At 45.2% G+C, this 26736-nt stretch carries 26 protein-coding genes, 16 tRNA genes and 2 rRNA genes (1 of these 44 only partly in view); 41 read left to right on the top strand and 3 right to left on the bottom strand.

Annotated features, from left to right (window positions below; all coding sequences use genetic code 11):
- The 27 genes from M1J35_RS09220 to M1J35_RS09350 form a co-directional block, all read left to right on the top strand.
- Nucleotides 1-168, top strand: a 23S ribosomal RNA gene (locus tag M1J35_RS09220) (it extends 2769 nt beyond the left edge of the window).
- Nucleotides 169-340: 172 nt separating this feature from the next.
- A 5S ribosomal RNA gene (gene rrf, locus M1J35_RS09225) occupies nucleotides 341-457 on the top strand.
- A gap of 7 nt (nucleotides 458-464) precedes the next feature.
- A tRNA-Asn gene (locus M1J35_RS09230) sits at nucleotides 465-539 on the top strand.
- Nucleotides 540-545: 6 nt separating this feature from the next.
- A tRNA-Ser gene (locus M1J35_RS09235) sits at nucleotides 546-637 on the top strand.
- Between the two features lie 15 nt (nucleotides 638-652).
- Nucleotides 653-727 (top strand) — tRNA-Glu (locus tag M1J35_RS09240).
- A 31-nt stretch (nucleotides 728-758) separates the two neighbouring features.
- Nucleotides 759-834: transfer RNA gene (locus tag M1J35_RS09245), tRNA-Val, on the top strand.
- A 74-nt stretch (nucleotides 835-908) separates the two neighbouring features.
- Nucleotides 909-982, top strand: a tRNA-Met gene (locus tag M1J35_RS09250).
- A 91-nt stretch (nucleotides 983-1073) separates the two neighbouring features.
- Nucleotides 1074-1150: transfer RNA gene (locus M1J35_RS09255), tRNA-Asp, on the top strand.
- 163 nt (nucleotides 1151-1313) lie between these two features.
- Nucleotides 1314-1389: transfer RNA gene (locus M1J35_RS09260), tRNA-Phe, on the top strand.
- A 14-nt stretch (nucleotides 1390-1403) separates the two neighbouring features.
- Nucleotides 1404-1479: transfer RNA gene (locus tag M1J35_RS09265), tRNA-Thr, on the top strand.
- A 16-nt stretch (nucleotides 1480-1495) separates the two neighbouring features.
- A tRNA-Tyr gene (locus tag M1J35_RS09270) sits at nucleotides 1496-1579 on the top strand.
- Between the two features lie 34 nt (nucleotides 1580-1613).
- Nucleotides 1614-1687 (top strand) — tRNA-Trp (locus tag M1J35_RS09275).
- Between the two features lie 11 nt (nucleotides 1688-1698).
- Nucleotides 1699-1774 (top strand) — tRNA-His (locus M1J35_RS09280).
- 39 nt (nucleotides 1775-1813) lie between these two features.
- A tRNA-Gln gene (locus M1J35_RS09285) sits at nucleotides 1814-1885 on the top strand.
- Nucleotides 1886-1889: 4 nt separating this feature from the next.
- Nucleotides 1890-1964, top strand: a tRNA-Gly gene (locus tag M1J35_RS09290).
- Between the two features lie 7 nt (nucleotides 1965-1971).
- A tRNA-Cys gene (locus tag M1J35_RS09295) sits at nucleotides 1972-2045 on the top strand.
- Between the two features lie 8 nt (nucleotides 2046-2053).
- Nucleotides 2054-2137: transfer RNA gene (locus M1J35_RS09300), tRNA-Leu, on the top strand.
- A gap of 4 nt (nucleotides 2138-2141) precedes the next feature.
- Nucleotides 2142-2215, top strand: a tRNA-Gly gene (locus tag M1J35_RS09305).
- A gap of 307 nt (nucleotides 2216-2522) precedes the next feature.
- Nucleotides 2523-3419, top strand: a complete 897-nt coding sequence (locus tag M1J35_RS09310) for a carbohydrate ABC transporter permease (protein ID WP_257474862.1) — start codon at nucleotides 2523-2525, stop codon at nucleotides 3417-3419.
- Nucleotides 3419-4246 carry a carbohydrate ABC transporter permease gene (locus M1J35_RS09315; RefSeq protein WP_224520626.1) on the top strand — a complete coding sequence of 276 codons (828 nt, stop codon included), beginning with the start codon at nucleotides 3419-3421 and terminating at the stop codon, nucleotides 4244-4246. The genes M1J35_RS09310 and M1J35_RS09315 overlap by 1 nt, the downstream gene beginning before the upstream one ends.
- Before the next feature lie 82 nt (nucleotides 4247-4328).
- Nucleotides 4329-5606 carry an ABC transporter substrate-binding protein gene (locus tag M1J35_RS09320; protein WP_224520625.1) on the top strand — a complete coding sequence of 426 codons (1278 nt, stop codon included), beginning with the start codon at nucleotides 4329-4331 and terminating at the stop codon, nucleotides 5604-5606.
- A gap of 142 nt (nucleotides 5607-5748) precedes the next feature.
- Entirely contained in the window at nucleotides 5749-7560 is a 1812-nt protein-coding gene (locus tag M1J35_RS09325; protein WP_229595587.1) for a cache domain-containing sensor histidine kinase, read from the top strand.
- Entirely contained in the window at nucleotides 7541-9109 is a 1569-nt protein-coding gene (locus tag M1J35_RS09330) for a response regulator transcription factor (protein WP_254653487.1), read from the top strand. The genes M1J35_RS09325 and M1J35_RS09330 overlap by 20 nt, the downstream gene beginning before the upstream one ends.
- Nucleotides 9110-9125: 16 nt before the next feature.
- On the top strand, nucleotides 9126-9851 hold the full coding sequence (locus M1J35_RS09335) for a ThuA domain-containing protein (protein ID WP_254653488.1): 726 nt from the start codon (nucleotides 9126-9128) through the stop codon (nucleotides 9849-9851).
- A 19-nt stretch (nucleotides 9852-9870) separates the two neighbouring features.
- The gene (locus M1J35_RS09340; protein WP_224520621.1) at nucleotides 9871-10896 is read left to right on the top strand and encodes a Gfo/Idh/MocA family protein; all 1026 of its coding nucleotides are present in this window, start codon (nucleotides 9871-9873) and stop codon (nucleotides 10894-10896) included.
- A 15-nt stretch (nucleotides 10897-10911) separates the two neighbouring features.
- Nucleotides 10912-11952, top strand: coding sequence for a Gfo/Idh/MocA family protein (locus M1J35_RS09345; protein WP_254653489.1), 1041 nt, complete (start codon nucleotides 10912-10914; stop codon nucleotides 11950-11952).
- A 12-nt stretch (nucleotides 11953-11964) separates the two neighbouring features.
- Nucleotides 11965-12933: a sugar phosphate isomerase/epimerase family protein gene (locus M1J35_RS09350; protein ID WP_224520619.1), complete on the top strand. Its 969-nt coding sequence runs from the start codon at nucleotides 11965-11967 to the stop codon at nucleotides 12931-12933.
- Between the two features lie 76 nt (nucleotides 12934-13009).
- Here the strand turns inward: M1J35_RS09350 and M1J35_RS09355 are convergent, their stop codons facing one another.
- Both M1J35_RS09355 and M1J35_RS09360 read right to left on the bottom strand, forming a co-directional pair.
- Entirely contained in the window at nucleotides 13010-13198 is a 189-nt protein-coding gene (locus M1J35_RS09355) for a sugar phosphate isomerase family (protein WP_224520618.1), read from the bottom strand.
- Entirely contained in the window at nucleotides 13179-13850 is a 672-nt protein-coding gene (locus tag M1J35_RS09360) for a B3/B4 domain-containing protein (RefSeq protein WP_254653490.1), read from the bottom strand. Before M1J35_RS09360 ends, M1J35_RS09355 begins: the two co-directional genes overlap by 20 nt.
- Before the next feature lie 99 nt (nucleotides 13851-13949).
- Between M1J35_RS09360 and queG the strand changes: the two genes are divergently transcribed.
- The 9 genes from queG (at nucleotide 13950) to M1J35_RS09405 (ending at nucleotide 22458) form a co-directional block, all read left to right on the top strand.
- Nucleotides 13950-15089 carry a tRNA epoxyqueuosine(34) reductase QueG gene (gene queG, locus M1J35_RS09365; protein ID WP_254653491.1) on the top strand — a complete coding sequence of 380 codons (1140 nt, stop codon included), beginning with the start codon at nucleotides 13950-13952 and terminating at the stop codon, nucleotides 15087-15089.
- Between the two features lie 85 nt (nucleotides 15090-15174).
- On the top strand, nucleotides 15175-16047 hold the full coding sequence (locus tag M1J35_RS09370) for an amidase domain-containing protein (RefSeq protein WP_371928750.1): 873 nt from the start codon (nucleotides 15175-15177) through the stop codon (nucleotides 16045-16047).
- 65 nt (nucleotides 16048-16112) lie between these two features.
- Complete coding sequence (gene trmL, locus M1J35_RS09375) at nucleotides 16113-16586, top strand: tRNA (uridine(34)/cytosine(34)/5-carboxymethylaminomethyluridine(34)-2'-O)-methyltransferase TrmL (protein ID WP_079534738.1); 474 nt, start codon at nucleotides 16113-16115, stop codon at nucleotides 16584-16586.
- Nucleotides 16587-16673: 87 nt separating this feature from the next.
- A complete protein-coding gene (gene nfsA, locus M1J35_RS09380; RefSeq protein ID WP_224520613.1) occupies nucleotides 16674-17423 on the top strand; it encodes an oxygen-insensitive NADPH nitroreductase in 750 nt (249 codons plus the stop codon).
- Nucleotides 17424-17972: 549 nt separating this feature from the next.
- Nucleotides 17973-19868 carry a PrkA family serine protein kinase gene (locus M1J35_RS09385; RefSeq protein WP_034760298.1) on the top strand — a complete coding sequence of 632 codons (1896 nt, stop codon included), beginning with the start codon at nucleotides 17973-17975 and terminating at the stop codon, nucleotides 19866-19868.
- Between the two features lie 101 nt (nucleotides 19869-19969).
- On the top strand, nucleotides 19970-20152 hold the full coding sequence (locus tag M1J35_RS09390) for a hypothetical protein (RefSeq protein WP_254653492.1): 183 nt from the start codon (nucleotides 19970-19972) through the stop codon (nucleotides 20150-20152).
- Between the two features lie 76 nt (nucleotides 20153-20228).
- Entirely contained in the window at nucleotides 20229-20402 is a 174-nt protein-coding gene (locus M1J35_RS09395; protein ID WP_098441226.1) for a hypothetical protein, read from the top strand.
- 263 nt (nucleotides 20403-20665) lie between these two features.
- A complete protein-coding gene (gene yhbH / locus M1J35_RS09400; RefSeq protein ID WP_371928753.1) occupies nucleotides 20666-21826 on the top strand; it encodes a sporulation protein YhbH in 1161 nt (386 codons plus the stop codon).
- A gap of 140 nt (nucleotides 21827-21966) precedes the next feature.
- Nucleotides 21967-22458 carry an STAS domain-containing protein gene (locus M1J35_RS09405; protein ID WP_224520609.1) on the top strand — a complete coding sequence of 164 codons (492 nt, stop codon included), beginning with the start codon at nucleotides 21967-21969 and terminating at the stop codon, nucleotides 22456-22458.
- 24 nt (nucleotides 22459-22482) lie between these two features.
- On the opposite strand, the gene rpiA is transcribed toward M1J35_RS09405, so the two are convergent.
- On the bottom strand, nucleotides 22483-23169 hold the full coding sequence (gene rpiA / locus M1J35_RS09410; protein WP_305882339.1) for a ribose-5-phosphate isomerase RpiA: 687 nt from the start codon (nucleotides 23167-23169) through the stop codon (nucleotides 22483-22485).
- 85 nt (nucleotides 23170-23254) lie between these two features.
- Between rpiA and M1J35_RS09415 the strand changes: the two genes are divergently transcribed.
- The 5 genes from M1J35_RS09415 to M1J35_RS09435 all read left to right on the top strand — a co-directional run bounded on the left by M1J35_RS09415 (nucleotide 23255) and on the right by M1J35_RS09435 (nucleotide 26688).
- Nucleotides 23255-24244 carry a Gfo/Idh/MocA family protein gene (locus tag M1J35_RS09415; RefSeq protein ID WP_254653493.1) on the top strand — a complete coding sequence of 330 codons (990 nt, stop codon included), beginning with the start codon at nucleotides 23255-23257 and terminating at the stop codon, nucleotides 24242-24244.
- 49 nt (nucleotides 24245-24293) lie between these two features.
- On the top strand, nucleotides 24294-25031 hold the full coding sequence (locus tag M1J35_RS09420; RefSeq protein WP_254653494.1) for an alpha/beta hydrolase: 738 nt from the start codon (nucleotides 24294-24296) through the stop codon (nucleotides 25029-25031).
- A 106-nt stretch (nucleotides 25032-25137) separates the two neighbouring features.
- Nucleotides 25138-25455 (top strand): YciI family protein, encoded by a 318-nt coding sequence (locus M1J35_RS09425; protein WP_224520606.1) that lies wholly within the window; start codon nucleotides 25138-25140, stop codon nucleotides 25453-25455.
- A gap of 10 nt (nucleotides 25456-25465) precedes the next feature.
- Nucleotides 25466-26488, top strand: a complete 1023-nt coding sequence (locus M1J35_RS09430; protein WP_254653495.1) for a phosphotransferase enzyme family protein — start codon at nucleotides 25466-25468, stop codon at nucleotides 26486-26488.
- Nucleotides 26485-26688 (top strand): hypothetical protein, encoded by a 204-nt coding sequence (locus tag M1J35_RS09435; protein ID WP_224520604.1) that lies wholly within the window; start codon nucleotides 26485-26487, stop codon nucleotides 26686-26688. Before M1J35_RS09430 ends, M1J35_RS09435 begins: the two co-directional genes overlap by 4 nt.
- The last annotated feature ends 48 nt before the right edge of the window (nucleotides 26689-26736 follow it).

Below are 26736 nucleotides of genomic sequence, written 5' to 3' on the forward strand. Positions count from 1 at the left end.
GAAGGGATAAGTGCTGAAAGCATCTAAGCATGAAGCCCCCCTCGAGATGAGATTTCCCATCACGTAAGTGAGTAAGATCCCTAGAAGATGACTAGGTAGATAGGTCAGAGATGGAAGCATGGCGACATGTGGAGTTGACTGATACTAATCGATCGAGGACTTAACCACAAAGAGTCATTATTTTAATGAACAACAATTGGTCGATATTCGGCTTTCTTGACATCAATCCTTTATCTAGTTTTGAAGGAATAAAATTTATATGAAAATATAAAAAAATCCTTGAAAAAAATTATCTACACGATATAATAGTACTTGTCCTTAAAAAAGAGACAATACATAGTCTGGTGACAATGGCGAAGAGGTCACACCCGTTCCCATGCCGAACACGGAAGTTAAGCTCTTCAGCGCCGATGGTAGTTGGGGGATCTCCCCCTGTGAGAGTAGGACGTCGCCAGGCATATCGTTCCGCAGTAGCTCAGTGGTAGAGCTATCGGCTGTTAACCGATCGGTCGCAAGTTCGAATCTTGCCTGCGGAGCCAATATATGGAGAGCTGTCCGAGTGGCCGAAGGAGCACGATTGGAAATCGTGTAGACGGTTAACGCTGTCTCAAGGGTTCAAATCCCTTGCTCTCCGCCATTATATTTTCAATAAGGCCCATTGGTCAAGCGGTTAAGACACCGCCCTTTCACGGCGGTAACACGGGTTCGAATCCCGTATGGGTCACCATTTTCTTTCAAAAAGAATTCATTTACATAGTGGAGGATTAGCTCAGCTGGGAGAGCATCTGCCTTACAAGCAGAGGGTCGGCGGTTCGATCCCGTCATCCTCCACCATGATTTTTACGAAGCGTAAGCGGAGTAAGATAATCTTTCTTCATTATTATGTGTAACTTAACATATCTTATCGTCGCGGGGTGGAGCAGTTCGGTAGCTCGTCGGGCTCATAACCCGAAGGTCGCAGGTTCAAATCCTGTCCCCGCAATACCATTTTTGCTTGTTATTAGTAAAAGATTAACTTTGATCTTTTATGAGTGACGCAAGGATAGTTATTTTCGCTAGCGCGAAAAAACTTTGGTCCGGTAGTTCAGTTGGTTAGAATGCCTGCCTGTCACGCAGGAGGTCGCGGGTTCGAGTCCCGTCCGGACCGCCATTTTTACTTAGAGTATTGTTTCTTGAAAAGGAAAAGGGTTTCGAAAAGCGAGAAGGTCGAGGAAGCAATCGAAGGAACACCGCAGCGTATTTAACATACGTGAGGATGTGACTGAGTGAGCTGACGAAGAGATTCGAAGCTTAGCGGAAGCCGGAAACTATTTGGCTCAGTAGCTCAGTTGGTAGAGCAATGGACTGAAAATCCATGTGTCGGCGGTTCGATTCCGTCCTGAGCCACCATTTATTTACTTGATGCCGGTGTAGCTCAACTGGTAGAGCAACTGACTTGTAATCAGTAGGTTGGGGGTTCAAGTCCTCTTGCCGGCACCAGTCAAGTGATTTAGCTGGAGGGGTAGCGAAGTGGCTAAACGCGGCGGACTGTAAATCCGCTCCTTCGGGTTCGGCAGTTCGAATCTGCCCCCCTCCACCAAGCTTTTTTGCTAAAGCAGAATAAGCATCCATATAGGGGTATAGTTTAACGGTAGAACGAAGGTCTCCAAAACCTTTGGTGTGGGTTCGATTCCTACTACCCCTGCCAATTTTAACATGGCGATTGTGGCGAAGTGGTTAACGCACCTGATTGTGGTTCAGGCATTCGTGGGTTCGATTCCCATCAGTCGCCCCATAAAAGTCACATTTTTATTTCCGTGACATATACTATCAGTGGGCTATAGCCAAGCGGTAAGGCATCGCACTTTGACTGCGACATGCGTTGGTTCGAATCCAGCTAGCCCAGTAGTGCGGAAGTAGTTCAGTGGTAGAACACCACCTTGCCAAGGTGGGGGTCGCGGGTTCGAATCCCGTCTTCCGCTCCAATATTAAGGCGGCATAGCCAAGTGGTAAGGCATGGGTCTGCAAAACCCTGATCACCGGTTCAAATCCGGTTGCCGCCTCCAAATGTAATGCCGGTGTGGCGGAATTGGCAGACGCGCACGACTCAAAATCGTGTTCCTCTGGAGTGCCGGTTCGATCCCGGCCACCGGTACCACATCGCGGGTGTAGTTTAGTGGTAAAACCTCAGCCTTCCAAGCTGATGATGAGGGTTCGATTCCCTTCACCCGCTCCAACTTACATACGACAGACTTTCTCTTTATGAGGAAGTCTTTTTTATTTGTTCAAATCTCAGCATTATTTCAACACCACTTAATGATTTGCAAAACTAACTTTTCACACAAAACTCACAACCTTTTCTTTTACCCATCACCCACCAAAACAAAACCCATCTAGTCAAAATAGTGCACCTTCTTCGTCAATTGAGTTCCCCTTATTAAGAAAGCGCTACCATTATAATAAAAGAAAGCGATTACACAGATAGGGTGGTGATACGGGTGGAACCAAAGATTCAGACTGGACCAGTAAGCCCAGATGTACAAATGAAGGCAGTGACAAAGAAGAAGTTCAAGTATAAGAGCTTGCTGACGTACGCTGCCTTTGTTGGACCGGCACTTTTATTTTTCTTAGTGATTCAGATTCTTCCATTCTTGATGGGTGTGTATTATTCCTTCACCTCATGGAATGGTGTCAGCTCGGTTGTCGAGTGGGTTGGATTCGATAACTACAAAAAGATCTTCACGGATGATAAGACGTTTTTTAATTCATTCATGTTCACTACGAAGTTTATGTTTGCGGCAGTGATCATCAGTAACTTGATAGGATTCGGATTTGCCCTGTTGTTGAATGCCGCGTTGAAGACGCGCAATATCCTGAGGACGGTATTCTTTATCCCCAACGTCATCGGGGGATTGTTACTAGGGTTCATCTGGCAGTTCATCTTTGTTAAAGGATTTGCATCACTTGGGAATATGACGGATATCGGATTCTTTAAGATGCCGTGGCTTGGTGATGAGAAGACGGCTTTCTGGGGGATTGTCATCGTATTTGCCTGGCAGATATCGGGGTATATGATGGTCATTTATGTAGCGGCATTGCAAGGGGTGGACAATTCACTTCTTGAAGCAGCGAAAATGGATGGGGCATCAAATTGGACCCTCCTCACAAAAATCATTATTCCTTTAATATTACCTGCATTCACGATTTGTTTCTTCCTGACGATTTCGATGGCATTTAAAATATTTGATCTTAACATCTCGCTGACAGGCGGTGGGCCATTTAACTCCACGCAATCTGTAGCGATCAATATCTATCAGGAAGCTTTCCAGAATAACCGTTATGGACTTGGGACGGCGAAGTCGATTCTGTTCTTTGTGGTAGTGGCCGTGTTTACGACGGTCCAGGTAATGGTGACGAAGAAGAAGGAGGTTGAGGCGTAATGGGCAATCGCTATACGAAAAGAACATTTGTATTAGAGATCATCGGGATTGTGATCGGGCTCATTTTCCTTATCCCTTTCTACTTCGTACTGGTCAACTCGGTGAAACCATTTGCTGCGATTTTGATTGATGCGGCAGCATGGCCGGAGGAATTTATGTTTTCGAACTACGCAAAAGTGTGGGAAGTCATTAATTTCCCCCGGGCTTTCTGGAACTCATTGATCATCACCGTTTTCAGTAATATTGGCCTAGTGATCATCAGCTCAATGGCGGCGTGGAAAATGGTCCGTACGCCAGGGAAGTTCAGCAAGATCTTATTCGTGATCTTTGTTTCAGCCATGGTGATCCCGTTCCAGACGGTGATGATTCCCTTGATGAAGGTCGGGGGTACACTGGGACTGACAAATAGCATTCCCGGTCTCATTCTCATGTACTTTGGGTTCGGAGTGCCACTTTCCCTGTTCTTATATCACGGATTTGTGAAAACCGTCCCGATTGAAATCGAGGAATCAGCGATGATAGACGGCTGCAGTCAGTTTGGCGTGTTTTGGAGAATCGTCTTCCCATTACTGAAGCCGATAACGGTTACTGTGATTATTTTGAACACATTGTGGATCTGGAATGATTACCTGCTTCCACTCCTTGTGTTACAGGATGCGGAACTGCGTACGATCCCGCTTGCTGCAAGCTCCTTCTTTGCACAGTATACGAAGCAGTGGGATATGGGACTTGCAGCTTTGGTACTTGGGATCACACCGATCATCATCTTCTTCCTGTTTTTGCAGAAGCATATTATCAAAGGAATTGCGTCAGGTTCGATCAAGTAGATATAAAGTTTCTGTCGAGATGGTCTATCATTGATACAGAAATTTATATAAAATATTTTATATCAGGGAGGTCATTCCATTTATGAAGCGTATTTTATTACTATGTATGTCTTTGGTTTTAGTATTTGGAATCATTGCAGGTTGTTCTTCTAAAGACAAAACAAGCAGTTCAGGCGGGGATTCAGGTTCAGGTGATGATGTCGTAACATTGAATTTCTTCCAGTTCAAGGTTGAAATTGCCGATCAGCTTCAAGAAATGATCAAAGAATTCGAAGCGGAGCATCCGAACATTAAAATCAAGCTTGAAACCGTTGGTGGAGGTGCCGATTACGGTGCTGCCCTTAAAGCGAAATTTGCATCAGGTGAAGAGCCGGATATTTTCAACAATGGTGGATTCAAAGAGTTAGAGCTTTGGAAAGAGAAGCTTGCGGATCTTTCTGGTGAACCTTGGGTTGAGCATGTCCTTCCGATCGGGAAAGTTCCGATGACGGATGAGGACGGCAAGCTTTATGGTATGCCAGTTAACTTAGAAGGGTATGGTTTTGTTTACAACAAAGATTTATTCGAAAAAGCAGGTATCACTGAGCCTCCTAAAACGATTGATGAGTTGAAAGACGCTGCGAAGAAGCTCGAGGCGAAGAAAATCACTCCATTCTCAGCTGGTTACGGCGAATGGTGGGTAATCGGTCAGCATTTACTGAACATTCCTTTTGCACAACAGGAAGATCCGGATGCGTTCATCGCGGGACTTTATGACGGTTCTGAGAAGATTGTAGGGAACGAGAAGTTCAAACAGTTTAAAGAAGTACTGGATACTGAGCTTAAATATGCCAACGATAATCCTTTAACAACGGATTATAATACGCAGGTCACGTTGTTTGCTTCTGGTGAAACGGCGATGCTTCAACAGGGGAACTGGACGGAGAACATGATCACGGAGATCAACCCTGATATCAACATGGGCTTCCTTCCGATTCCGATCAGTAACGACGAGAATGCAGATCGCCTTCCTGTCGGTGTACCGAATAACTGGGTATTGAATAAGAACTCTAAACACCTTGAAGAAGCGAAAACATTCTTGGAGTGGATGGTTTCATCTGAAACAGGTAAGCGTTATATCACAGAAGAATTTGCGTTCATTCCTGCATTTGATAATATCGAGCCGAATGGTCTTGGTGACCTGGGTCAATCCATCCTTGACTACTCTAAGGATGAGAAGACGATTCCTTGGACTTGGTTCAAATGGCCGGATGGAGCGAACAAAGAATTCGCTGCGACCATCCAGGAATATGCAGCCGGAAAAATTGATTATGATACTGTACTTGAGCGATTCCAACAAACGTGGGATAACTTGAAGTAAACAGAATAGTAGAAAGCATGTCTATTGAAGGCATGCTTTCTATTTTATAAGTTTAGTAGGAATATTTCGAAAAAATACTTCCAAGAGCGGGGAATAACACTTTATACTAGTGTATAAGTGAGACCTGGGAGGTCCGTCCCTCATGTTAAAGACAAGCATTCGGAATAAGTTGATTGCGCTGTTGATGATTACAACGATTGTGCCGTTTGGCAGTTCGATCATCATTACATATTTGTATACGAAGGATTCGATTGAGGAGCAGGTGGTGAAGGAAAGCAGTAATCTCCTTTATCAGGGGAAGGTGAACTTGGAGAGCTATATCAATGAGCTTAACGGGTTATCGCTGTCCCTCTATAATAATCCAGATTTCATCAATTTCATGAGGTCACCGGGTAAGGAGAATAACTACCTGACGATCGGCATCGTGAAGAATATTGTGCAAACGATTCTCTACACTGGAGATACGATCAACGGGGTGCGAATATCCTTCGCCGATGGTGACCGTGTTATTTCGGCAACGAAGCGTTCGACCGTTGTGTTCTCCAATAGAATAAAAGATTCACAGTGGGAATACTTCAGAAATGCAGAACGAAGCCCGTACAATATGTACATTGAACCAACCTATAGTCAGGAAGAGGAGAATATTAACCGGTCGAAGGAAATCATCACGATTCACAGGGCGTTCCGGAATGTTCCCGGCGACGAGGTGCTGGCGTATATTTCCCTGGACATCTCTCCGGATAAAATCATTGATTTAAGCAGGAACCTCTATAACCCTGATTCTGAGGAATTCTACCTCCTGTCATCAGAAGGGGAAATGATCTACAGCTCGGATCGCGACGTATCTGATGATGGAAACAATCAGAAGTGGATCAGAAAGATCATGGAATCGAAGGATGTCTCAGGGACTCTTGAGTGGAAGGAAGATACGTTCAACGGGGTGATGATGTACGATCAGCTCCCGGCTTCCGCAGGCGGATGGTTCCTGGTGAAGAGGGTATCGTATGCGAACCTCTATGAAAGTGCCTTTAGCGTGGCGAAGATCAACATCCTGTTCGGGGTTCTTGGCTTGACCCTCGTTGTGCTTGCGACTCTGTTTGTTTCCTTCAAAATTACATCTCCAATCCGGATACTACTTTCAAATATCCAGGAGGTGGAAAAAGGGAATATGAAAGTACAGGCGGAATCATTCGGTTTTGATGAAATCGGGATCCTTGGGAATAGATTTCAGCAGATGATCGAGCGGATCAATCATTTGATCAACAGGGAGTATAAGCTAGAACTTGAAAACAAAACGAATCAATTAAAGGTCCTGCAGTCGCAGATCAATCCCCATTTTCTCTACAATGCCTTGCAGTCCATCGGGACAATTGCGCTTAAGAACAGGGTTCCGCAAATATACTCCCTGATCACCCATTTATCTAAAATCATGAGATACGGGATGAATATGGAGGAGGATGTGGTTCCTTTAAGCAAGGAAATCAACTATACGAACGCTTATCTCCTTTTACAAAAGGAGCGGTTTGGGGAAAACCTGGAGTATAGTGTCGAGGTGGATGATGGGGTAAAGGGTGTTCCCGTTCCCAAAATGATCCTGCAGCCCCTCATAGAAAACTACTTCAAGCACGGGTTCGACATCCGTGATGGAGTGGGGAGGATTGATCTGACCTGCTTTCAGGATGGGAAAGAACTGGTGATGGTCGTCCGGGATAATGGAGCAGGGGTGACAGAAGACAGGCTCAGGGAAATAGAAGAGCATTTCAAAGCAGATGCATGGAATAAAACCGGTGATGAAACCAATATAGGGCTGAAGAACGTGTATGTAAGGCTAAAACTTTACTATGACCATCAGGCGGCTCTGCTACTTGAGAATCATGAAGATGGAGGCTTTATGGTCACCATGAGGCTGCCACTCAGAATGGAAGGTGAGGCAAATGAAAGCAATCATCATTGACGACGAAAAGCATGTGCGTGAAGGGTTACTTTTGTTGGCAGAATGGGAAAAGCACGGTATCCATACCATCCTAGAGGCGGAAGATGGGGACGAAGCCATCGAATTGATCACAGAGCACAGGCCCGAGATCATCTTCACGGATATGCGGATGCCGAAGAGGGACGGCATCACCCTGTTAAAATGGCTTCATGCCTCTGATTTGACAAGCAAGACCATCGTTGTGAGCGGATATGATGACTTTGAGTATATGAGAAACGCAATCCATTATAAGAGCTTCGATTACATCCTGAAGCCGATTGAACCGGATGTACTGAATGACACGCTGGATAAAGCGGTATTGGAATGGAATGAGCAGGCCCGGTCAAGAAGGACCCAAGTCGAGGAAAACAGAGTACTCAATGAGGCCAAGCCTCTATACTGGGATCGATTATTTTCCAGTCTTTGCGCGAAGGAGAGCATTACGGCTGAAATCGTGGATAAGGTTGAGAGGGAGTTCGATGTTTCACTGCCGAAGCTTGAGAAAACGGTTGCGCTCCTGCCGATCAAGCCGATTGTCATGAAATCCTTTCAGGGAGACAGGGACCTCGCCTTTTTCACCCTCATTAATATTTGCAATGAGCTTCTTCGAAAGCAAAATGATGGGGTATGCTTCCGGAACAGCCACAAAGAAGAGGAGCTTGTCATTCTCTTCTGGAATGATAAGCGTGTGACCTATCTGCTGGAGGAAATCTACTCAATAATCTATCAATATAGCAAGGTGTTTACGGTCCTCGCTCTCGGGAAGAAGTCAAAAAAGGTGAATGAAGCCTATGAATCCGCCCTTGAAGTATTTTCAAGGCATGCCCTCCTGGATCAGAAGAAACTGGTCACACACCGGGATGTGAAGAGCGGGCACCTCCTTCATTTATTGGATTACTCCAATGAATTGAAATGGGCCATCCGTTCTGGAAGCAGGGAGCAGGTCCAGCACCAGCTGGAAGCGATCTTCTCTCAGTTAGAAAACAGACATACCATCTCCATCGAGCAGCTTAAGGCCTGGGAAGATCAGTTTGAACTGTTGCGTAATAATTGGTTGAAGGAATATGAGATCAAGCGTCAGGAACCTTTCTACCGGGGAACGGATTATTGGAATGAAGACGGATCGTTTTCGTTCCGGAAGTTTAAAGAAGAGAAGACAAAAGAATTTATCGAACTTATTCAGACACTGACAAACGTTAAATATCAGAAGGAAAAAAACAATATGCAGCATATTGAAGAATATCTGCAGCAGCATTATCAGGAGGATATCAACCTTCAGGACATCGCCGACAGGTTTTTCTTAAGCAGGGAATACATTTCCCGTAAGTTTAAGCAGGATTATGGAGCGACCATCACGGATTATATCACCGGTATCAGAATGGAAAAGGCGAAAAAGCTCCTGGAAAACCCGTATTTAAAAATTTACGAAGTGGCCTACGGAGTAGGATACGGGAATGAAAAATATTTCAGTAAGGTGTTCAAGAAGCACACGGGTGTTACACCAAATGAATACCGGCATGCACAAATATAAACTTGGAGGTTTTACAATGGTAAACGTAACCGTATGGAATGAAAATCGTCATGAACAAAAGAATCCGAAAGTGAGAGAAGTGTATCCTGAAGGAATTCATGGTGCCATCGCTTCTTTCCTCGGAGAAGCGTCCTACAATGTAAAAACCGCTACATTGGATGAAGGTGATCACGGATTGACGGAAGCAGTGCTTGAAGATACGGATGTATTGGTCTGGTGGGGCCATATCGCCCATGAAGAAGTGAAGGATGAGGTGGTCGAACGGGTGAAACAGCGGGTCCTCGACGGAATGGGCTTGATCGTCCTTCATTCAGGTCACTTCTCTAAGATTTTCAAAACCTTGATGGGAACATCCTGTGATTTGAAGTGGCGGGAAGCGGATGAAAAGGAACGTATCTGGATTGTGGACCCGAGCCATCCGATCACAGCCGGTTTAGGGGAATATTTTGAGCTTGAAAAAGAAGAAATGTATGGAGAGCATTTTGACATCCCGGCACCGGATCAGCTTGTGATGGTGAGCTGGTTCGAAGGTGGGGAAGTGTTCAGAAGCGGGTGTACATATCAGCGTGGGAACGGAAAAGTATTTTACTTCCGTCCGGGACATGAAACCTATCCGACTTATTACAATGAAAATGTCCAAAAGGTCATCGTCAATGCCGTGAAATGGGCTGCACCGGTGGATCATGCAAGACCTGTATATGGGAATGCAAAGCCGCTCGAAGATATCAAAGGATCAAACTGAAAATAGAGGAGGAAAAATCATGAAAACATTAAGAATCGGGGTCATCGGATGTGGAAGCATTGCTCAGCACCGTCACCTTCCGGAATACGCAAATAATAAAAACGTTGAAGTAGTCGCCGTATGTGACATCGTCGAGGAGCGGGCATGGAAACTCGCCGATGCAGTAGGAGCTAAAGCCTATACCAATTATAAAGAACTGCTGGCAAATGCTGATGTGGAAGCAGTGAGCGTATGTACACCGAACTACCTGCATGCACCGATTTCCATCGATGCCTTGAACGCAGGAAAGCATGTACTATGTGAAAAGCCGATGGCGACTTCAAGCGAAGAAGCAGAAAGTATGATCGATGCCTCTGTTAAAAGCGGTAAAAAGCTGATGATCGCTCACAACCAGCGTTTTGTCCCTTCTCATCAAAAAGCGAAGCAGCTGATTGAAAACGGGGAAGTGGGCAAAATCTACAGCTTCCGTTCGGCATTCGGCCACGGCGGTCCTGAAGGCTGGAGTGCTGATGGCAAGGATAGCTGGTTCTTCAAAAAGGATGAAGCGTTCATCGGTGCCATGGGTGACCTTGGTGTTCATAAAACAGATCTTCTCCGTTACATCTTAGGGGAAGAATTTGCTGAAGTCGGCGCCTTTGTGGAAACAAGCGCAAAGGAAAATGCCGATGTGGATGATACGGCAGTATGCGTATTGAAAACAGAAAGCGGTACAATCGGTACCCTTGCAGCAAGCTGGTCTTATGTGTCCAAAGAAGACAACTCCACCATTATATATGGAGAGAAAGCGATTCTCCGTTTAGAAGATGATCCGGTAAACTCCCTTGTCGTGCAATACTCGAGCGGGGAAGTAGTGAAGTATGAGCTTGGCGGCATCCAAACGAATGACGAGGGAGGACAGTCGAATTCCCGCGTGATCGATCAATTTGTACACTGCATCCTTCATGATGCAGAGCCTCCCGTACCGGGTGAAGAAGGAAAGAAATCACTTGAGGTTGTGTTGGCAGCTCTTGAATCAAGTGAAACAAAACGAATTGTAAAGCTATAAAGGGGAATGCGAGCGATGAACAAACTTCGGATGGGAGTGATCGGCGTCGGGGGGATCGCCCAGACGCGTCACATCCCTACTTTTATTAAACTATCAGATTCAGTATCGATTGAAGCGATCAGTGATATCAATCCCGGCACGGCTCAAACTGTCGCAGAAACCTTTAACATCTCGCACGTGTTCAGTGATTATCGGGACATGTTCGCGCATGTGGATGCCGTAACGGTCTGTACTCCAAATAAATTTCATGCGGAAATCACGATTGCCGCCCTCGAAGCGGGTCTGCACGTGTTTTGTGAGAAACCGATGGCCATGACTCCTGAGGAATGTGAAAGAATGATCGGTGCCGCTGAAGAATCAGGGAAGGTTCTGGCGATCGCCTATCATTATCGTTTCATGAAGGACTCTCGTGCGGCGAAGCGGGTGATCATGGAAGATGAAATCGGAGAACCGATGGTCGCCAGGGCAAGGGCGATCCGTCGCCGCAAAGTACCGGGGTGGGGAGTGTTTACCAATAAGGAGCTTCAAGGCGGAGGCAGCCTGATCGACTACGGATGTCACTTCCTCGATTTATCCCTGTGGCTTCTCGGAAATCCTACACCTGTCGAAGTGACGGGAACGACCTATAACAAACTTAGTAGAATGCCTGATCAAGTGAATCAATGGGGGGATTTCGATAAAGAGACCTTTGAAGTCGATGATCACGTGACCGCTTATATCAGATTCGATAACGGGGCATCCATGCTTTTTGAAACGTCATGGTCCGCAAACGTGAAGAGTGATGAAGAAAGCATGAGCATCTCAGGGGAAACGGGGGGAGTCGATTTATTCCCATTCCAGATGAATCAGATGAAGCACGGCATGCTTCTGAATAGTGATGCGGATTGGCTTCCCGGTGAAGACGATCCGAGTCTTCCCCAAGCACAGAACTTTATCAACAGCTGTCTTGGTTTAGAGGAATTGGTTGTGAAACCGGAGGAAGCCATGCAGGTGTCCCAAATCATAGATGCCATCTATAAAAGCAGTGAAACCGGACAAAGCATCCCATTGAAATAGGAGGAAGTATAAATGAAACTAGGCGTATTTACCGTATTATTTTCACAAAAAAACCTTGATGAAATGCTGGATTATGTAAAAGAAGCCGGTCTTCACGCAGTGGAAATCGGTACGGGAGGATATCCCGGAAATGCCCACTGTGAGCTGGACGCCCTTTTAGAAAGTGAAGAAAAGAGAAACGAGTACTTAGAGAAGGTAACGTCACGGGGACTTCAGATCAGTGCGTTCAGCTGTCACGGAAATCCGATTTCCCCTGATGCTGTCTTTGCTGAAGAATCCCATGCTGCCCTGCAGAAAACGATCAAGCTAGCCGGATTGATGAATGTACCGGTGGTCAACTGCTTCTCCGGAACCGCTGGGGACCATGAAGGAGCCAAGCATCCGAACTGGCCGGTATCACCTTGGCCGAACGAGTACGGAGATATCCTGAAATGGCAGTGGGAAGAAAAGTTGATTCCGTATTGGAAAGAGATAGGGAAGCTAGCAGAGGATCATAATGTAAAAATCGGTCTCGAGCTCCACGGAGGGTTCCTTGTACATACTCCGTACACGTTATTGAAGCTTCGTGAAGAAACATGCGATGCAATCGGAGCCAATCTGGATCCAAGTCATCTTTGGTGGCAGGGGATTGATCCGGTTGCAGCGATCAAGATCCTTGGAAAGGAAAATGCGATCCACCATTTCCATGCGAAGGATACATATATCGACCAGGACAACGTCAACATGTACGGTCTGACAGATATGCAGCCATACGGCAGCATCCAGACAAGGGCGTGGTCCTTCCGTTCGGTTGGATGCGGGCACAGCTTGCAGGAGTGGTCGGATATGATGAGTGCCCTTCGCACATTCGGGTATGATTATGTCGTAAGCATCGAGCATGAAGATCCGATCATGTCGATTGAAGAAGGGTTCGGCCGTGCGGTGAAGAACCTGAAGTCGATCTTGATTGAGGAACAGCCGTCGGATATGTGGTGGGTGTAGGTTTTTTTGAAGGGAGAGGGTCCATAGGGCTCTCTTTTTTTTTGAGAGTAAGTGTGGAGGTGCCTCGTGTTAACATTTATTGTAAATTGGCTGGATTATTTGCTGAAACGGCTGGATTTTCACAAATAATGGCCGGATCCATCGTGATTTCGGCTGGTTTCACGATAAAAATGGCCGGATTATGGTGAATTTCGGCCGGATTCGGATTGAACCCGGCCACTGTCAAAATTGAGTTGGAGAATCCATTATCCACCAACCACTTCAAACGAACCTTCCCCTCCATGAATCCCGATGAACATATCCATCAATGATTTCGTCAGTTTCCCGCTTTCTTCTTTAGAAAGGGATGGCTTCAAAAATATGATCTGTACGGCATTTTTCGTCTGTTCCCCGATCGGTGCACGATCAGAGTCGACGAATGGACTTCCGAAAGGTCCGTCCCCGTCACAGGCGACGATGAGGTTTTCCAGGGAGTTTTCCCGGCCGTTGAGCCCTGTGTAGGTTTGTCCCGTTTCCCCTACTTTTAACTCGATGTGATTTCCCTTGAGCCCCGAACAGTCGTATATGCCGATCGGCACTTCGTATTGAAGGGAGAAGAAGTTATTGAGATCGATGGCAGAGTTGATGGTCGTCAGATAATTTTGTTTTTTGACACGGCGGAAAAGGGCCTCGGCTGAATGACGGTACCGGTTGGGATCTTTTCCAGTCCTCTTGAAGATTTCCCTCCAGGCGGCAATCCCTTCCAGTTCAGTGACACTCTTATCATGAAGGTCAAAGAATATCGATTCCTGAAACAGTTGAAGTCTGCCCTTCAGCATTTGAGGAGAAGAGCCGACTTCGATATGATGGTATTGAATGAATCCGACTTTGAAATCGGGGATTTTACTCGTAATGGATGAATCTATTGTGATTTCCACTTATTTTCCCTCCACATTTGTTTTAAAATAGTTTATCATAATACACATTGCTATTTCACGAATGCTTATTTAAATAAATGCAGAAAGGAGGCAGGGGCAATGGATATAAATCAATTAAAACAGGATATCATTGCGTACAGTAAAGAGATTGGAATAGATAAGATCGGGTTTACCACGGCCGATACGTTCTCTGAAATGAAGAACCGGCTCCTTCGTCAGGAGATGCTAGGGTATCAATCCGGATTCGAGGAGAAGGATATTGAGAAGCGGGTCGATCCTTCCTTGATATTTGATCAACCGAAATCGATCATCGCGATTGCCCTTGCCTATCCTTCCAAGATGAAAAATGCGCCACAAAGCAAGCGTGGGGAGAGACGGGGGATTTTCTGCAGGGCATCATGGGGGACGGATTATCACCATGTGCTCAGGGATCGTCTTTCAAAGCTTGAAGAGTATATTGTCTCCAGAGTCCCACAGGCGCGTTTCAAATCCATGGTGGATACGGGGGAACTTGTGGACCGGGCCGTGGCGGAGCGTGCAGGGATCGGCTGGAGCGGAAAAAATTGTTCCATCATCACACCCGAATTCGGATCATATGTGTATTTGGGGGAAATGGTGACAAATCTTCCATTTGCACCGGATACACCTATGGAGGACCAGTGCGGGACATGCAATAAATGTGTGGACGTATGCCCGACGGGGGCCCTCATGGAAGGCGGACAGCTGGATTCCCAAAAATGCATTGCGTTTTTAACTCAAACGAAGGGATTTCTTGCGGATGAGTACCGGGTGAAGCTCGGAAATCGCCTGTACGGTTGTGACACCTGTCAAACCGTTTGTCCTGAAAATAAGGGGATGGACTTTCATTTTCATGAAGAGATGGAGCCGGATCCGGAAATCGCGAAGCCACTCTTAAAGCCCCTATTAACCATCAGTAACCGTGAGTTCAAAGAGAAGTACGGGCATGTATCGGGTTCCTGGAGAGGAAAGAAGCCCATACAGCGAAACGCCATCATTGCCCTCGCTCACTTTAAAGATGAGACGGCCGTAGAGGACCTTATCCATGTTATGGAAAAAGATGTGAGGCCCGTCATGCGGGGAACCTCCGCATGGGCTCTGGGGAAAATCGGCGGAGAAACAGCGGAAAAAGCACTTCTCATGCAGCAAGCGGTTGAAACGGATGAAGAAGTCATGGATGAAATACGAAAAGGTCTTAATTTAATACAGCACAAAGGATAAACTCGTCAATTCTCCTCGAGTTTATCCTTTTTTGTTTTGAACGGTTTGAGTGGAGCATATCAATTAGTGAGGAGGGGAGACGATGATTCGAAAGCTGTTAATGGAAAAAGTCCATCATGTAATCGAAGAATATACTTCTCGCAGTCAATCAGATTACGAGAGTGACAAAGTGAGAAGAAAAAAAGCATCTTGCGAGGAGCGCCACGCAGAAATCGTGAAGGTGGATGCAACCGGAAAGGTCCTCCGCATTACACAAGAAAGCAATGAGACTCAAACCATTTTATATGATGTTCATTATAAATATCTCATCAAGCAGGGGGCCCTGCTCTATTTGGAAGAGGAAGTGGAGAATCGAAGGGCGGTCTTCTACAATGATAAAATGTATGAAGATGGAGAAATCCAGATTCAACGTGAAGAGAGCGTGGAAGAAGAGGAGGGCGTCACTCATGAAGAAGAAGAAAGAGTGACGTACCGGTATGACCGACTCAGTGCCGTTCAATATGCAGAGCGGTGGTGGAACAGCTATAACCCGGCATTCAAGAAGTTCGAAAATGATTGCACGAATTATATTTCGCAATGCCTTCATGCAGGGGATGCTCCCATGCGTGGATATCCCACCAAGGGGAAGGGCTGGTGGATGCGGAATCAGAACTGGAGTTACAGCTGGACGGTGGCGAATTCCTTAAGGTGGTATATCCCTAATTCGACGATCGGTCTTCGCGGCAGGCTTGTGGATGATGCGAAAGAATTGAAGCTTGGGGACGTGATCTGCTACGACTTTGAAGGGGACGGACGTTTTGATCATACGACCATTGTGACGGGAAAGGATGCCGCGGGAGAGCCCCTCGTGAATGCCCATACCTTCAATAGCCGGATGAGATATTGGAAATACGAAGATTCCACTGCCTATACACCTAATATGAAATATCGTTTTTTTACGATCGTAGATGACCGTTAGTCTTGTTCTATGGGGGAGAAATGGTATAATGTCACTTAGAGTTTTATGAATGAGGTGACATTGACATGGGAGTACATGTTGTATTATATCAACCAGAAATACCTGCTAACACAGGGAATATCGCAAGAACATGTGCAGCGACCGATACAACCCTGCACCTGATCCGACCACTCGGATTCTCGACGGACGATAAAATGTTAAAGCGTGCCGGCCTTGATTACTGGCAGTTTGTGAACATTGTTTACTATGATTCCCTCGAAGAGTTCTTCGAGAAAAACGACGGCGGTGAATTTTTCTATTTAACAAAGTACGGGAAAATCCCTCACACGAACTTTGATTATAGTGTGGAAGACAAAGAATACTTCTTTATTTTCGGCAGGGAAACATCGGGACTTCCTGATGACATCATCCAGAATAATCTGGACCGGGCACTCCGCATCCCTATGAATGAAAACGTACGCTCCTTGAACCTTTCCAACACAGCGGCTATTCTCATCTATGAAGCATTGAGGCAGCGAAATTATCCGGGGCTGTTATAAAAAAGCAGGAATGAAAATCAAATGATTTTCATTCCTTTTTTTATTTAGCTTATACTAAGAGGATAATGAGAAGGGAGAGACTACATAATGAATGAAACCATCGAAACCATCCTGAAACATCGATCCATCCGTGAATTTAAAAATGAAGCACTGACAGAGGAACAGATCCGTACGATTGTCTCCAGTGCACAAGCTGCGAGTACATCGAGTTATATACAGGCGTATTCAATCATTGGCGTGAAGGATCCCGTGAAAAAGAAGAAGCTTGCTGAACTTGCCGGGAATCAAGGTTATGTTGAAGAAAACGGCCATTTCTTCGTATTCTGTGCTGATTTATACCGCCATGAGAAAATCGGTGATTGGGAAGAAGCAGACGTGATTCCTTCTTTAGAGAGCACGGAAAAATTCATGGTGGCCCTCATTGACGCTTCCTTGGCTGCCCAGAATGCATCCATCGCGGCTGAATCAATGGGACTTGGGATCTGCTATATCGGCGGGATCAGAAATGACCTGGAATCAGTAAGTGAACTGCTGGGGCTGCCGGACCGGGTCATCCCTTTATTCGGACTCGCTGTCGGTATCCCTGAGAATCATTCGGATGTGAAGCCGAGGCTGCCGATGGAATCGGTTTATCATGAGGATTCATACAATGTGGATGAGACGTCCATTAAGGAAGGGCTCGACCGTTATGATGAAACGATTTCAGCTTATTATCATGCCCGGACCGCAGGGAAACGATCGGATCGCTGGACCGCGCAAATGGCAAAGATGCTGTCTGGTAAGAAGCGGATGTACATGAAGGAATTCGTGGAGAAGAAAGGGTTTAATAAAAGATAGGAAGTTCAACCGGGGAAATGAAAAAGAACTGGCCATGTGGCCAGTTCTTTTTCGTTTTAGTTTTAGTTACATCCAGCTCCGGCGGCTAGTCCCTCGAGGTCATAAGTCAAACCAACCAAAAAGGCAAAAGGCGCCTTTCCGGTTGGTTCGTCTTATGCTTGTCGGGCCTGAACGAGCCGCCTCCGCTTTAGTTTGAACCCGGTTTATCGTTATATCCAGCAGTGAAAATCGCTACTAAGAACGTTAAAGATACACCTACGATCATGACAGTACCCATGTTTTTGCAACCTCCCAGTTTACTTATTCCACAGTCTGTCTTTAGTATAGCCTATTTTCAAATTGATGTGAACGAAAGTTGGATTTTTTTTGCTGTTTTGTGAAAGTTTGAAGGTCGAAAGAGAAAGCGTTTCATATTTATGTCTCTATTCCAATGAATGAAGCGAATATCGACCGTTTGTCTTGAATTAAAATATCTTATTAACATGTTCGGGTGAACAAGCGCATAGAGTATATTAATCGTCTCTCATTAAGCGACAGGGGGAGGTCCTTATGGATATTTTAAAAAGAATTGAACATTACCGAGAAGAAGAAGAGAAACTGAAATGGGAAGGGACGTTTGCTCAGTATTTAGACCTGCTGAAAGAGAAGCCTTGGATCGGGCAGTCTGCTCATTCAAGAGTCTTTAATATGATTAAAGATGCCGGAGTCGAGGAGGTCGAGGGGAAACGGAAGTATAAATTCTTCAGCAATCAATTATTTGGCTTAGAAGAGGCGCTGGAAAGACTCGTTGAAGAATACTTTCATCCTGCTGCGAAACGATTAGACGTGAGAAAGAGGATCTTATTATTGATGGGTCCTGTAAGTGGAGGGAAATCGACACTCGTTTCCATGTTGAAACGGGGACTCGAGCAGTATTCACGGACTGAAAGAGGAGGAGTATTCTCCATTAAAGGCTGTCCGATGCATGAAGACCCGCTGCATTTGATCCCTCAGCATTTACGTGAAGATTTCTATGAAGAGTATGGCATCCGAATTGAAGGAAATCTCTCTCCGTTGAATACAATGCGTCTGGAGAAAGAATACCAGGGCCGCATTGAAGACGTCCAAGTGGAAAGAGTCTTCTTCTCTGAAGATAAACGTGTTGGAATTGGTACATTCAGTCCATCTGATCCAAAGTCACAGGATATCGCCGATTTAACAGGAAGCATCGATTTCTCGACGATTGCAGAATTCGGTTCAGAATCCGATCCGCGTGCCTACCGGTTTGATGGGGAATTAAATAAAGCGAACCGTGGTTTGATGGAATTCCAGGAAATGCTCAAATGTGATGAAAAGTTCTTATGGCACTTATTATCTCTTACCCAGGAAGGGAACTTCAAAGCAGGCCGGTTTGCCCTGATTTCTGCCGACGAGCTGATTGTGGCTCACACGAATGAAACCGAGTACCGATCCTTCATTTCGAATAAAAAGAATGAAGCCCTGCATTCACGTATCATCGTCATGCCGGTCCCGTATAATTTGAAGGTTACCCAGGAAGAGAAGATATATGAAAAAATGATCAACGAAAGTGATGTTTCGAACGTCCACGTGGCTCCTCATACATTAAGGGTCGCAGCGATGTTCACGATCCTGACACGACTGAAGGAACCGAAGCGCGGTGACATCGATTTAATCAAGAAAATGCGCCTGTACGACGGCGAAAATGTAGAAGGGTTTAACTCCGCTGACGTGGACGAAATGAAAAAGGAATATCAGGATGAAGGAATGAGCGGTATCGATCCGCGTTATGTGATCAACCGTATCTCTTCTACGATCATTCGAAAAGAAGTACCGACCATTAACGCGTTGGATGTTCTCCGGGCTTTGAAGGAAGGTCTGGACCAACATCCATCGATCACCAATGAGCTTCGGGAAAAATATCTAAATTTTATCTCCCTTGCCCGGAAAGAGTATGATGATATCGCCAAGAAAGAAGTGCAGAAAGCCTTTGTGTACTCGTATGAAGAGTCTGCGAAAACGCTTATGGATAACTATCTTGATAATGTTGAAGCCTACTGCAACAAAGCAAAGCTTCATGACCCGTTAACCGGTGAAGAAATCAATCCAGATGAAAAGCTGATGCGTTCCATAGAGGAGCAGATCGGTATCTCAGAAAATGCGAAGAAGGCATTCCGTGAAGAAATCCTGATCCGAATCTCTGCCTATGCCCGTAAAGGGAAGCGATTCGACTACAATTCCCATGATCGCCTGAGAGAAGCCATTCAGAAGAAGCTATTCGCTGACTTGAAGGACGTTGTGAAAATCACGACATCATCTAAAACGCCAGACGAACAGCAGCTGAAAAAAGTCAACGAAGTGGTTGCCCGCCTCATCGATGAACATGGCTATAACTCAACATCCGCCAATGAATTACTGCGCTATGTGGGCAGCCTGTTGAATCGTTAATAGACGTACAATCGGGAGGTGCTTCGGCATCTTCCGATTTTTTCTGGATTGTTTAAATCTCTCATCTAAAGGGAAAAGTAGTATCCAAGAGGTGAAGAGATATGAGTAAAAGCAAACACGAATTAGATAAAAATTATGAACCGGAAAACGGCTCAATGGCGCATGATATGGAAGAGATGGAGCAATTGGGGAAACAGATGGATAAGCTTAGGACGAATGAAGAATTGAAAGAGGATAAAAAGCAGCCCGATCCTGTTCAATATAAAGAGAAAGACAAGGGATAGTTGACAGAAAACTCTGAATACCATAATCTATAGATAGAGAGCCGGACCCATTATCAAATGAAGGTGGGTTGATAGGATGTCGTTTACACCGAAATCCCGGGAAGAAGCGGAACCTCTCAATGGTAGCATGGCCTCCAATATGGAGGAAGTCATTAAACTGGGAAAGCAAATGGAGAAATTACGTTCCAGTGGCGAATTAAAGTTGAACAATCGAGTTTCAGACCCGGCTCAATATGAAGAGGAAGCTTAATCAGGTGAAAGTGCCTGATTATTTTTTTTGGAATCTCATCGATCCGGGACAGGCATTACAACCTGTCAGAAAAATAGGCTCGTCCGATTAGAAAAGAACGGTTAATTGTCGAAATTATTTGTAAATTTATCAATACTTCTGCATAGGATAGAGTAATCCCCGTTTCACTTCATGGGATACGTGCAGTTTAGACAGTCAACATAGTGTATGCAGGAAAATGAAAAAATGTGAAAAAAATTAAGGAGGGGAATAATTTGAGTCAAATGGATAATCATCAGTTTGTCATTTCCAAGGAAGATTGGGCCCTCCACCGCAAAGGTCACGATGATCAACAAAGACATCAAGAGAAAGTACAGGATGCCATCCGCAATAATTTACCAGACTTGATCACAGAAGAAAACATTGTCATGTCCAATGGCCGAGACGTCGTCAAAATCCCGATTCGTTCGTTAGATGAATATAAAATCCGTTACAACTATGATAAGAATAAACACGTCGGGCAGGGAGACGGTGAAAGCCAGGTAGGGGACGTCATTGCAAGGGACGGCTCACAACAGCAGCAGGGTCCAGGAAAAGGTCAAGGGGCCGGGGACAAAGCCGGTGAAGATTATTATGAAGCAGAAGTATCGATGCTTGAAATTGAAGAAGCGTTATTCAGCCAATTGGAGCTTCCGAACCTGAAGAAGAAAGAGCAGGATGTCCAAACCGTCGAGCATATTGAATTCAATGATATCCGTAAAACCGGCCTAATGGGGAATATAGATAAAAAGAAGACGATGATGTCTGCCTTCAAACGAAATGCCATGAAAGGAGCACCAAGCTTTCATCCGATCTTTACAGAGGATCTGAAATTCAGGACGTGGAACGAAGTATTAAAGCCCGAATCCAAAGCCGTTGTACTCGCGATGATGGATACGAGCGGCAGTATGGGAGTATGGGAGAAGTATATGGCAAGAAGCTTCTTCTTCTGGATGACCCGATTCCTGCGCACGAAATATGAAACCGTGGAAATCGAATTCATCGCTCATCATACCGAAGCCAAGGTGGTGTCAGAAGAGCACTTCTTCTCGAAAGGGGAAAGCGGAGGTACGATCTGTTCATCAGCCTATCGAAAAGCCCTTGAGCTCATAGATGGAAAGTATGCTCCAAGCCGTTACAATATTTACCCTTTCCATTTCTCCGACGGTGATAACCTGACGAGTGATAATGTGCGGTGTGTCAAGCTTGTCGAAGAATTAATGAAAGTGTCCAGCATGTTCGGATATGGGGAAGTGAATCAGTATAATCGTCACTCCACATTGATGTCAGCCTATAAAAATATTAAAAACGACGATTTCCGCTACTACATCCTTAAACAAAAAGCCGATGTATTCCATGCCATGAAGAGTTTCTTCCACAAGGAGCAGGAAAAGGCATTCGCGTGAGAAAAACCAGCCGACGAGGCTGGTTTTTCATTGTAATCTATTTATCTCGTTACATATGAAATCATTAGGTTATTCTGTATCTAAAGTGCTAGAATAGAGAAAGGTACTTTAAAAACATTCTATAAGCGGTGAGGGTTGTCATGACAAGTGAAAGTCAAGAAGTTCAACGATTAAAGCAAGAGGTTAAAGAATTGAAAGAAAAGCTGGCACAATCCGAAGAGCTTATCAAGGATATATCAGCACCCATCATCCCGTCCATCATCCCTGAAACGATTCTGATTCCCATAACGGGGAGGCTCACTCCTGAACGCTTTGAGATGATCATTTCAAAGATATTGGACTTCTCATATGGAGGAGATATCAATACCATCATTGTAGACTTCTCAGCGATTTCAGAAAAAGAAATCGGAGAAATCGACATCTTCGGCACCTATATCCATAATATGGCCAATGCGATCGGGTTAATGGGGATCGAAACCCTATTCGTCGGTTTCACTCCTGCTCTTACGCAAGTAATGATCAATTCAGGAGTGAGGGAGCTTCAAGGGATTAAAACCTTCCTGACATTCCGGACAGCACTGCAGTATTTGATGAGGGAAAAAGACATGGAATTCCAAAAAGCCAACCAATAAGGTTGGCTTTTGTACTGAGTGCCATCATGTCAGATTCTTCTTGGGTGAGACAACCTCCACGCCATCCTGTTTCCCTACAATCATCAGGTCGGTCACGTCAATGAAAAGACCTGTTTCCACGACACCTAATAATTGTTTTAACTGGGAGTGAAGGGAGGCAGGGGCATCGATGCCCGTGAAATGACAATCCACGATATAGTTTCCGTTATCGGATATAAATCGTTCATCATTTCTTTTTCTTAGAACAGGCGTGCATCCTAATTCAGCGAGTGATCGGCATGTCACTTCCCATCCGAAGGGTGTGATCTCAACAGGGAGAGGGAAGGAGCCAAGCTTTGAGACCAATTTGGACTCGTCCACGACAACGATAAACTTGCGGGTGAACGTATCAATAAACTTCTCCCTCACCAATGCTCCACCTCCCCCTTTTATTAAGTTGAACATGGCATCCACTTCATCGGCGCCATCAATTGAAAGGTCCAACATGTTCACTTCAGAGAAGGTAGTCAATGGAATGCCGGCCTTTTTTGCCAGGCGCTCTGTTTCCACTGAAGAGGGGATGGCCTTGATCTGTAATCCTTGAGAGACGAGTTCCCCTAATTTTTGAATCGTCCAATAAACGGTTGAGCCGGTTCCCAAACCGATCGTCATTCCGTCTTGTATATATTCTGCCGCTTTTTCACCGGCCCATTTCTTTTCCAGGCTGTCCACTCTAGTGCCCCTTTCCAATGTAATCATCGTTTTACTTAGCATTCTATACTAGAATAAACATGAATGAAAGAAGGAGAGATCATATATGATTAGATTCGGAATCATCGGAACCAACTGGATCACTGACCGTTTTATACAAGCATCAGAAAGCGTGGATGACTTTCAATTACAGGCTGTTTACTCAAGGACCGAAGAGAGGGCAAGGGCATTCGCTGAAAGCCGTGGGATCGGCGACTGGTTCACGGATATAGAAGAGATGGCGAGTAAAGATCTTATCGATGCCGTGTACATAGCCAGCCCCAATTCCTTTCACTGCAGTCAGGCCATCACCTTTTTAAATAAAGGCATTCACGTATTATGTGAGAAGCCATTGGCTTCGAATGAAAGAGAAGTTCAAGAGATGGTTGCTGCTGCAAAGGAGAACGATGCCTTACTCATGGAAGCGGTCAGGACCACATTCCTGCCCAATTTCAAGGTGCTTAGAGAGAAGCTGCACAGCATCGGGACCATTCGGAAAGTCAATGTCAGCTGCTGTAAGTATTCTTCCCGATACGACGCGTACAAAGATGGGACGGTCCTGAATGCATTCAATCCCGCTTTTTCCAATGGTGCCCTGATGGACTTGGGTGTTTATTGCATTTATCCCATGGTTGTTCTATTCGGAGAGCCGAAGGAAATAAAGGCAACTGGCACCATGCTGGATTCAGGTGTCGATGGTTCAGGCACAGTCATCATGAAATACGATGAAATGGAAGTGGTGTCTACTTTCTCTAAGATTTCAAATACGCACATCCCGACTGAAATCCAAGGAGAGGAAGGAACCGTCACCATTGATCAAATAGGTGAATTCAGTACACTGACGTTTTATTATCATAATGGAGAAAAAAGTGTTTATACTCAAAAAGAGGACGTTCCGTACATGTATTACGAAATAAATGAATTTGTTTCCATCATCAAAAAAGGCGGGGAATACGAATCTCCCATTAATTCTTACCAGAATTCATTAATCAGCTCCAGGGTGATGGATAACGCCAGAAAGCAGATCGGACTGGTTTTTCCGGCAGATCGGACTTGACGATTCGGAAATGATGTTTTATTTAGTGTCTATGAAGGGAAGAGAGCCGATGAAAAAGATATTAAAATGGGCCGGAATTGTTCTTTTGGCAGTGATTGTAGTAGGTTTTCTGGGATTCTACATCTGGTCAGAACAAACGTATTCAGCCACGGAGAAGTTGACGAAGGCAGTCCACCTGGGGGATGACCCACTGATAGAGGAAAAAAATGACTGGCTTATTTTTAAAAGTGAAGATTCAAACGGGAAAGGCGTCATACTTTATCCCGGGGCTAAGGTGGAAGTGGAGGCTTATGGGTATATCGGTAAGTCTCTATCCGATAAGGGGTACACCGTCGTCATCCCTGAGGTGCCATTTCATATCGCTTTTTTCGGCATGAATGAAGCTGAAAAGATCATCAGCGATTTCGATGAAAAGCTTGATTGGTATCTGTCCGGTCACTCATTGGGAGGTGTGGCTGCGGCATCGTATACCTATGATCATCAAGATGAAGTGAAAGGTGTCATATTCCTGGCCTCCTATCCAACAAATTCAGCGGATTTCTCCAAGAGTGATATGCCGGTCCTGAGCATCTATGCAGAGAATGACGGTCTTACCACAGGCGATGACGTTGAAAACAGTAAGAAGCTGCTGCCGTCTAAAGCGGCCTTCCATAAGATTGACGGCGGCAACCATGCAGGATTCGGAGTGTATGGTCCACAAAAGGGTGACAAGAAAGCAAGTATTTCCGTGTGGGAACAGCAGGATGAAATCATACAGGTGATGGACGATTGGATGAAGGAGAACTAACCCTTTTAGTGCCGCTTGAGTCGAACTCAAGCGGCCTTTTTGATTTCTGAATAAAGGATTATGGACGGAGCAGGTCGTATATGTCATGGTGAAGGGAGAGATAGAAATGGAATTTATTTATGTATTAAAGTTGATCCCACGCTTGTATCAAGAAGCAAATTGGACAACCGGGGATGAAGAAATCGTGAAACGTCATTTCGAACGCTTGAAAGAATGGACGGACAATGGGAAAGTGATCCTTGCCGGCAGAACATTAAATGAAGAGGAAAATGCCTTTGGAATCGTAGTATTTGAAGCGGATGACGAGGAACAGGCAAAGGCATTCATGCAAGAAGATCCGACTGTAGCTGAAGGTATCATGACAGCAGAACTGTTCCCTTATCGTGTGGCTCTTTTAAGAAAAAATGAACATGTCATAGACTAGGAGATAAAGAATGGAAAAGTGGATTCAAGAACTTTTTACAGAGGATATATTAAAGGATGCAGCTTCACGCTTCGGCTGCGACACAAATCATGCGAAGAAGCTTGGTGATTTCGAAAACTATGTGTATGAGGTGCACAGGGGAGAGATTCCCTATATCCTCCGCCTGACTCATAGTTCCCATCGTTCAAAAGGGGAAGTGGAAGCAGAGTTGCAATGGATCAATTACTTACATAAACATGGGGTGAATGTTTCACTCGTGAATGATTCAGAAGCAGGAAACCTGGTTGAAGTACTGGAGGCGGGGGATACACATTTCTTTGTCTGTTTATTTGACAAAGCTCCCGGGAAACCCGTGAAGATGGATGATCCTTTATTTGATGATGACCTTTTTTATAAATGGGGAAAACTCACCGGTCATATGCACCGGGTAACGAAGGGGTATGTGCAGGGTGAAGCTGGGCGTGACCGGTGGGATCAAGATGATGTACTTGATTACGAGAAATATTTGACGAGTGATAAAGACAGGGACATTATCAGTAAAGGACATCAAAACAAGGAAACGATCAGAGGATTTAAAGAGACACGTGATTCGTTTGGACTCATACATTCGGACATCCATCCAGGCAACTTCTTTTTTCATGATGGAGATCTCCATGTATTCGACTTTGATGACAGTACTCAATTCTTTTTTGTAAGCGACGTGGCCATCCCGTTATATTATTCAGTATGGTGGAAGTTTCGGAATGAGACCCTGGAAACCCGCAGTGGATTCGGGGGAAAATTCCTCATCGCGTTTCTTAAAGGATATTTGACGGAGTGTGACATCGATGACGAATGGGTCAAGCGCATCCCCCATTTCCTGCTTCTCAGGGATCTGACTCTCTACACAGTCTTCCATAAAAAGTGGGATCTTGAGAATTTATCTGATGGAGAGCGGTCGTTGCTGTCCCAAATCAGGGAGAGGTTACAGGAGGATGAACCAATCGTCGACCTTGATTATGAAAAGATCCTTCGTGAAGTCCGAACAAGATGATCTGGGCTTTACTGATTACTGGGGGAATCATCGGGTTACTGGTCAGGGTGATGAGGGTGACCTTCAAGAGTGGATACGGCATGTCGGAAGACCTGTTCGATCAGCCAGTGTATGTGAAAACATGCAGTCATTGTCATAAAAAGATTCCAAAGGATTATTCTAAATCCCTGTGCCCCCATTGCGGGAAGCTGGTGGAATGATGGAAAGGCTCAGGGTAGAGTGGTCTCCCGGGGCCTTTTTTTAAAGTG

Origin of the sequence: Rossellomorea sp. KS-H15a (genome assembly GCF_024195245.1) — a bacterium.
Classification (GTDB): domain Bacteria; phylum Bacillota; class Bacilli; order Bacillales; family Bacillaceae_B; genus Rossellomorea; species Rossellomorea vietnamensis.

What these genes read in the sequence shown, in the direction of transcription:
- M1J35_RS09310 (WP_257474862.1), top strand. Translation starts at nt 2,523, where the DNA reads ATGAAGGCAGTGACAAAGAAGAAGTTCAAGTATAAGAGCTTGCTGACG.
- M1J35_RS09315 (WP_224520626.1), top strand. Translation starts at nt 3,419, where the DNA reads ATGGGCAATCGCTATACGAAAAGAACATTTGTATTAGAGATCATCGGG.
- M1J35_RS09320 (WP_224520625.1), top strand. Translation starts at nt 4,329, where the DNA reads ATGAAGCGTATTTTATTACTATGTATGTCTTTGGTTTTAGTATTTGGA.
- M1J35_RS09325 (WP_229595587.1), top strand. Translation starts at nt 5,749, where the DNA reads ATGTTAAAGACAAGCATTCGGAATAAGTTGATTGCGCTGTTGATGATT.
- M1J35_RS09330 (WP_254653487.1), top strand. Translation starts at nt 7,541, where the DNA reads ATGAAAGCAATCATCATTGACGACGAAAAGCATGTGCGTGAAGGGTTA.
- M1J35_RS09335 (WP_254653488.1), top strand. Translation starts at nt 9,126, where the DNA reads ATGGTAAACGTAACCGTATGGAATGAAAATCGTCATGAACAAAAGAAT.
- M1J35_RS09340 (WP_224520621.1), top strand. Translation starts at nt 9,871, where the DNA reads ATGAAAACATTAAGAATCGGGGTCATCGGATGTGGAAGCATTGCTCAG.
- M1J35_RS09345 (WP_254653489.1), top strand. Translation starts at nt 10,912, where the DNA reads ATGAACAAACTTCGGATGGGAGTGATCGGCGTCGGGGGGATCGCCCAG.
- M1J35_RS09350 (WP_224520619.1), top strand. Translation starts at nt 11,965, where the DNA reads ATGAAACTAGGCGTATTTACCGTATTATTTTCACAAAAAAACCTTGAT.
- queG (WP_254653491.1), top strand. Translation starts at nt 13,950, where the DNA reads ATGGATATAAATCAATTAAAACAGGATATCATTGCGTACAGTAAAGAG.
- trmL (WP_079534738.1), top strand. Translation starts at nt 16,113, where the DNA reads ATGGGAGTACATGTTGTATTATATCAACCAGAAATACCTGCTAACACA.
- nfsA (WP_224520613.1), top strand. Translation starts at nt 16,674, where the DNA reads ATGAATGAAACCATCGAAACCATCCTGAAACATCGATCCATCCGTGAA.
- M1J35_RS09385 (WP_034760298.1), top strand. Translation starts at nt 17,973, where the DNA reads ATGGATATTTTAAAAAGAATTGAACATTACCGAGAAGAAGAAGAGAAA.
- M1J35_RS09390 (WP_254653492.1), top strand. Translation starts at nt 19,970, where the DNA reads ATGAGTAAAAGCAAACACGAATTAGATAAAAATTATGAACCGGAAAAC.
- M1J35_RS09395 (WP_098441226.1), top strand. Translation starts at nt 20,229, where the DNA reads ATGTCGTTTACACCGAAATCCCGGGAAGAAGCGGAACCTCTCAATGGT.
- yhbH (WP_371928753.1), top strand. Translation starts at nt 20,666, where the DNA reads ATGGATAATCATCAGTTTGTCATTTCCAAGGAAGATTGGGCCCTCCAC.
- M1J35_RS09405 (WP_224520609.1), top strand. Translation starts at nt 21,967, where the DNA reads ATGACAAGTGAAAGTCAAGAAGTTCAACGATTAAAGCAAGAGGTTAAA.
- M1J35_RS09415 (WP_254653493.1), top strand. Translation starts at nt 23,255, where the DNA reads ATGATTAGATTCGGAATCATCGGAACCAACTGGATCACTGACCGTTTT.
- M1J35_RS09420 (WP_254653494.1), top strand. Translation starts at nt 24,294, where the DNA reads ATGAAAAAGATATTAAAATGGGCCGGAATTGTTCTTTTGGCAGTGATT.
- M1J35_RS09425 (WP_224520606.1), top strand. Translation starts at nt 25,138, where the DNA reads ATGGAATTTATTTATGTATTAAAGTTGATCCCACGCTTGTATCAAGAA.
- M1J35_RS09430 (WP_254653495.1), top strand. Translation starts at nt 25,466, where the DNA reads ATGGAAAAGTGGATTCAAGAACTTTTTACAGAGGATATATTAAAGGAT.
- M1J35_RS09435 (WP_224520604.1), top strand. Translation starts at nt 26,485, where the DNA reads ATGATCTGGGCTTTACTGATTACTGGGGGAATCATCGGGTTACTGGTC.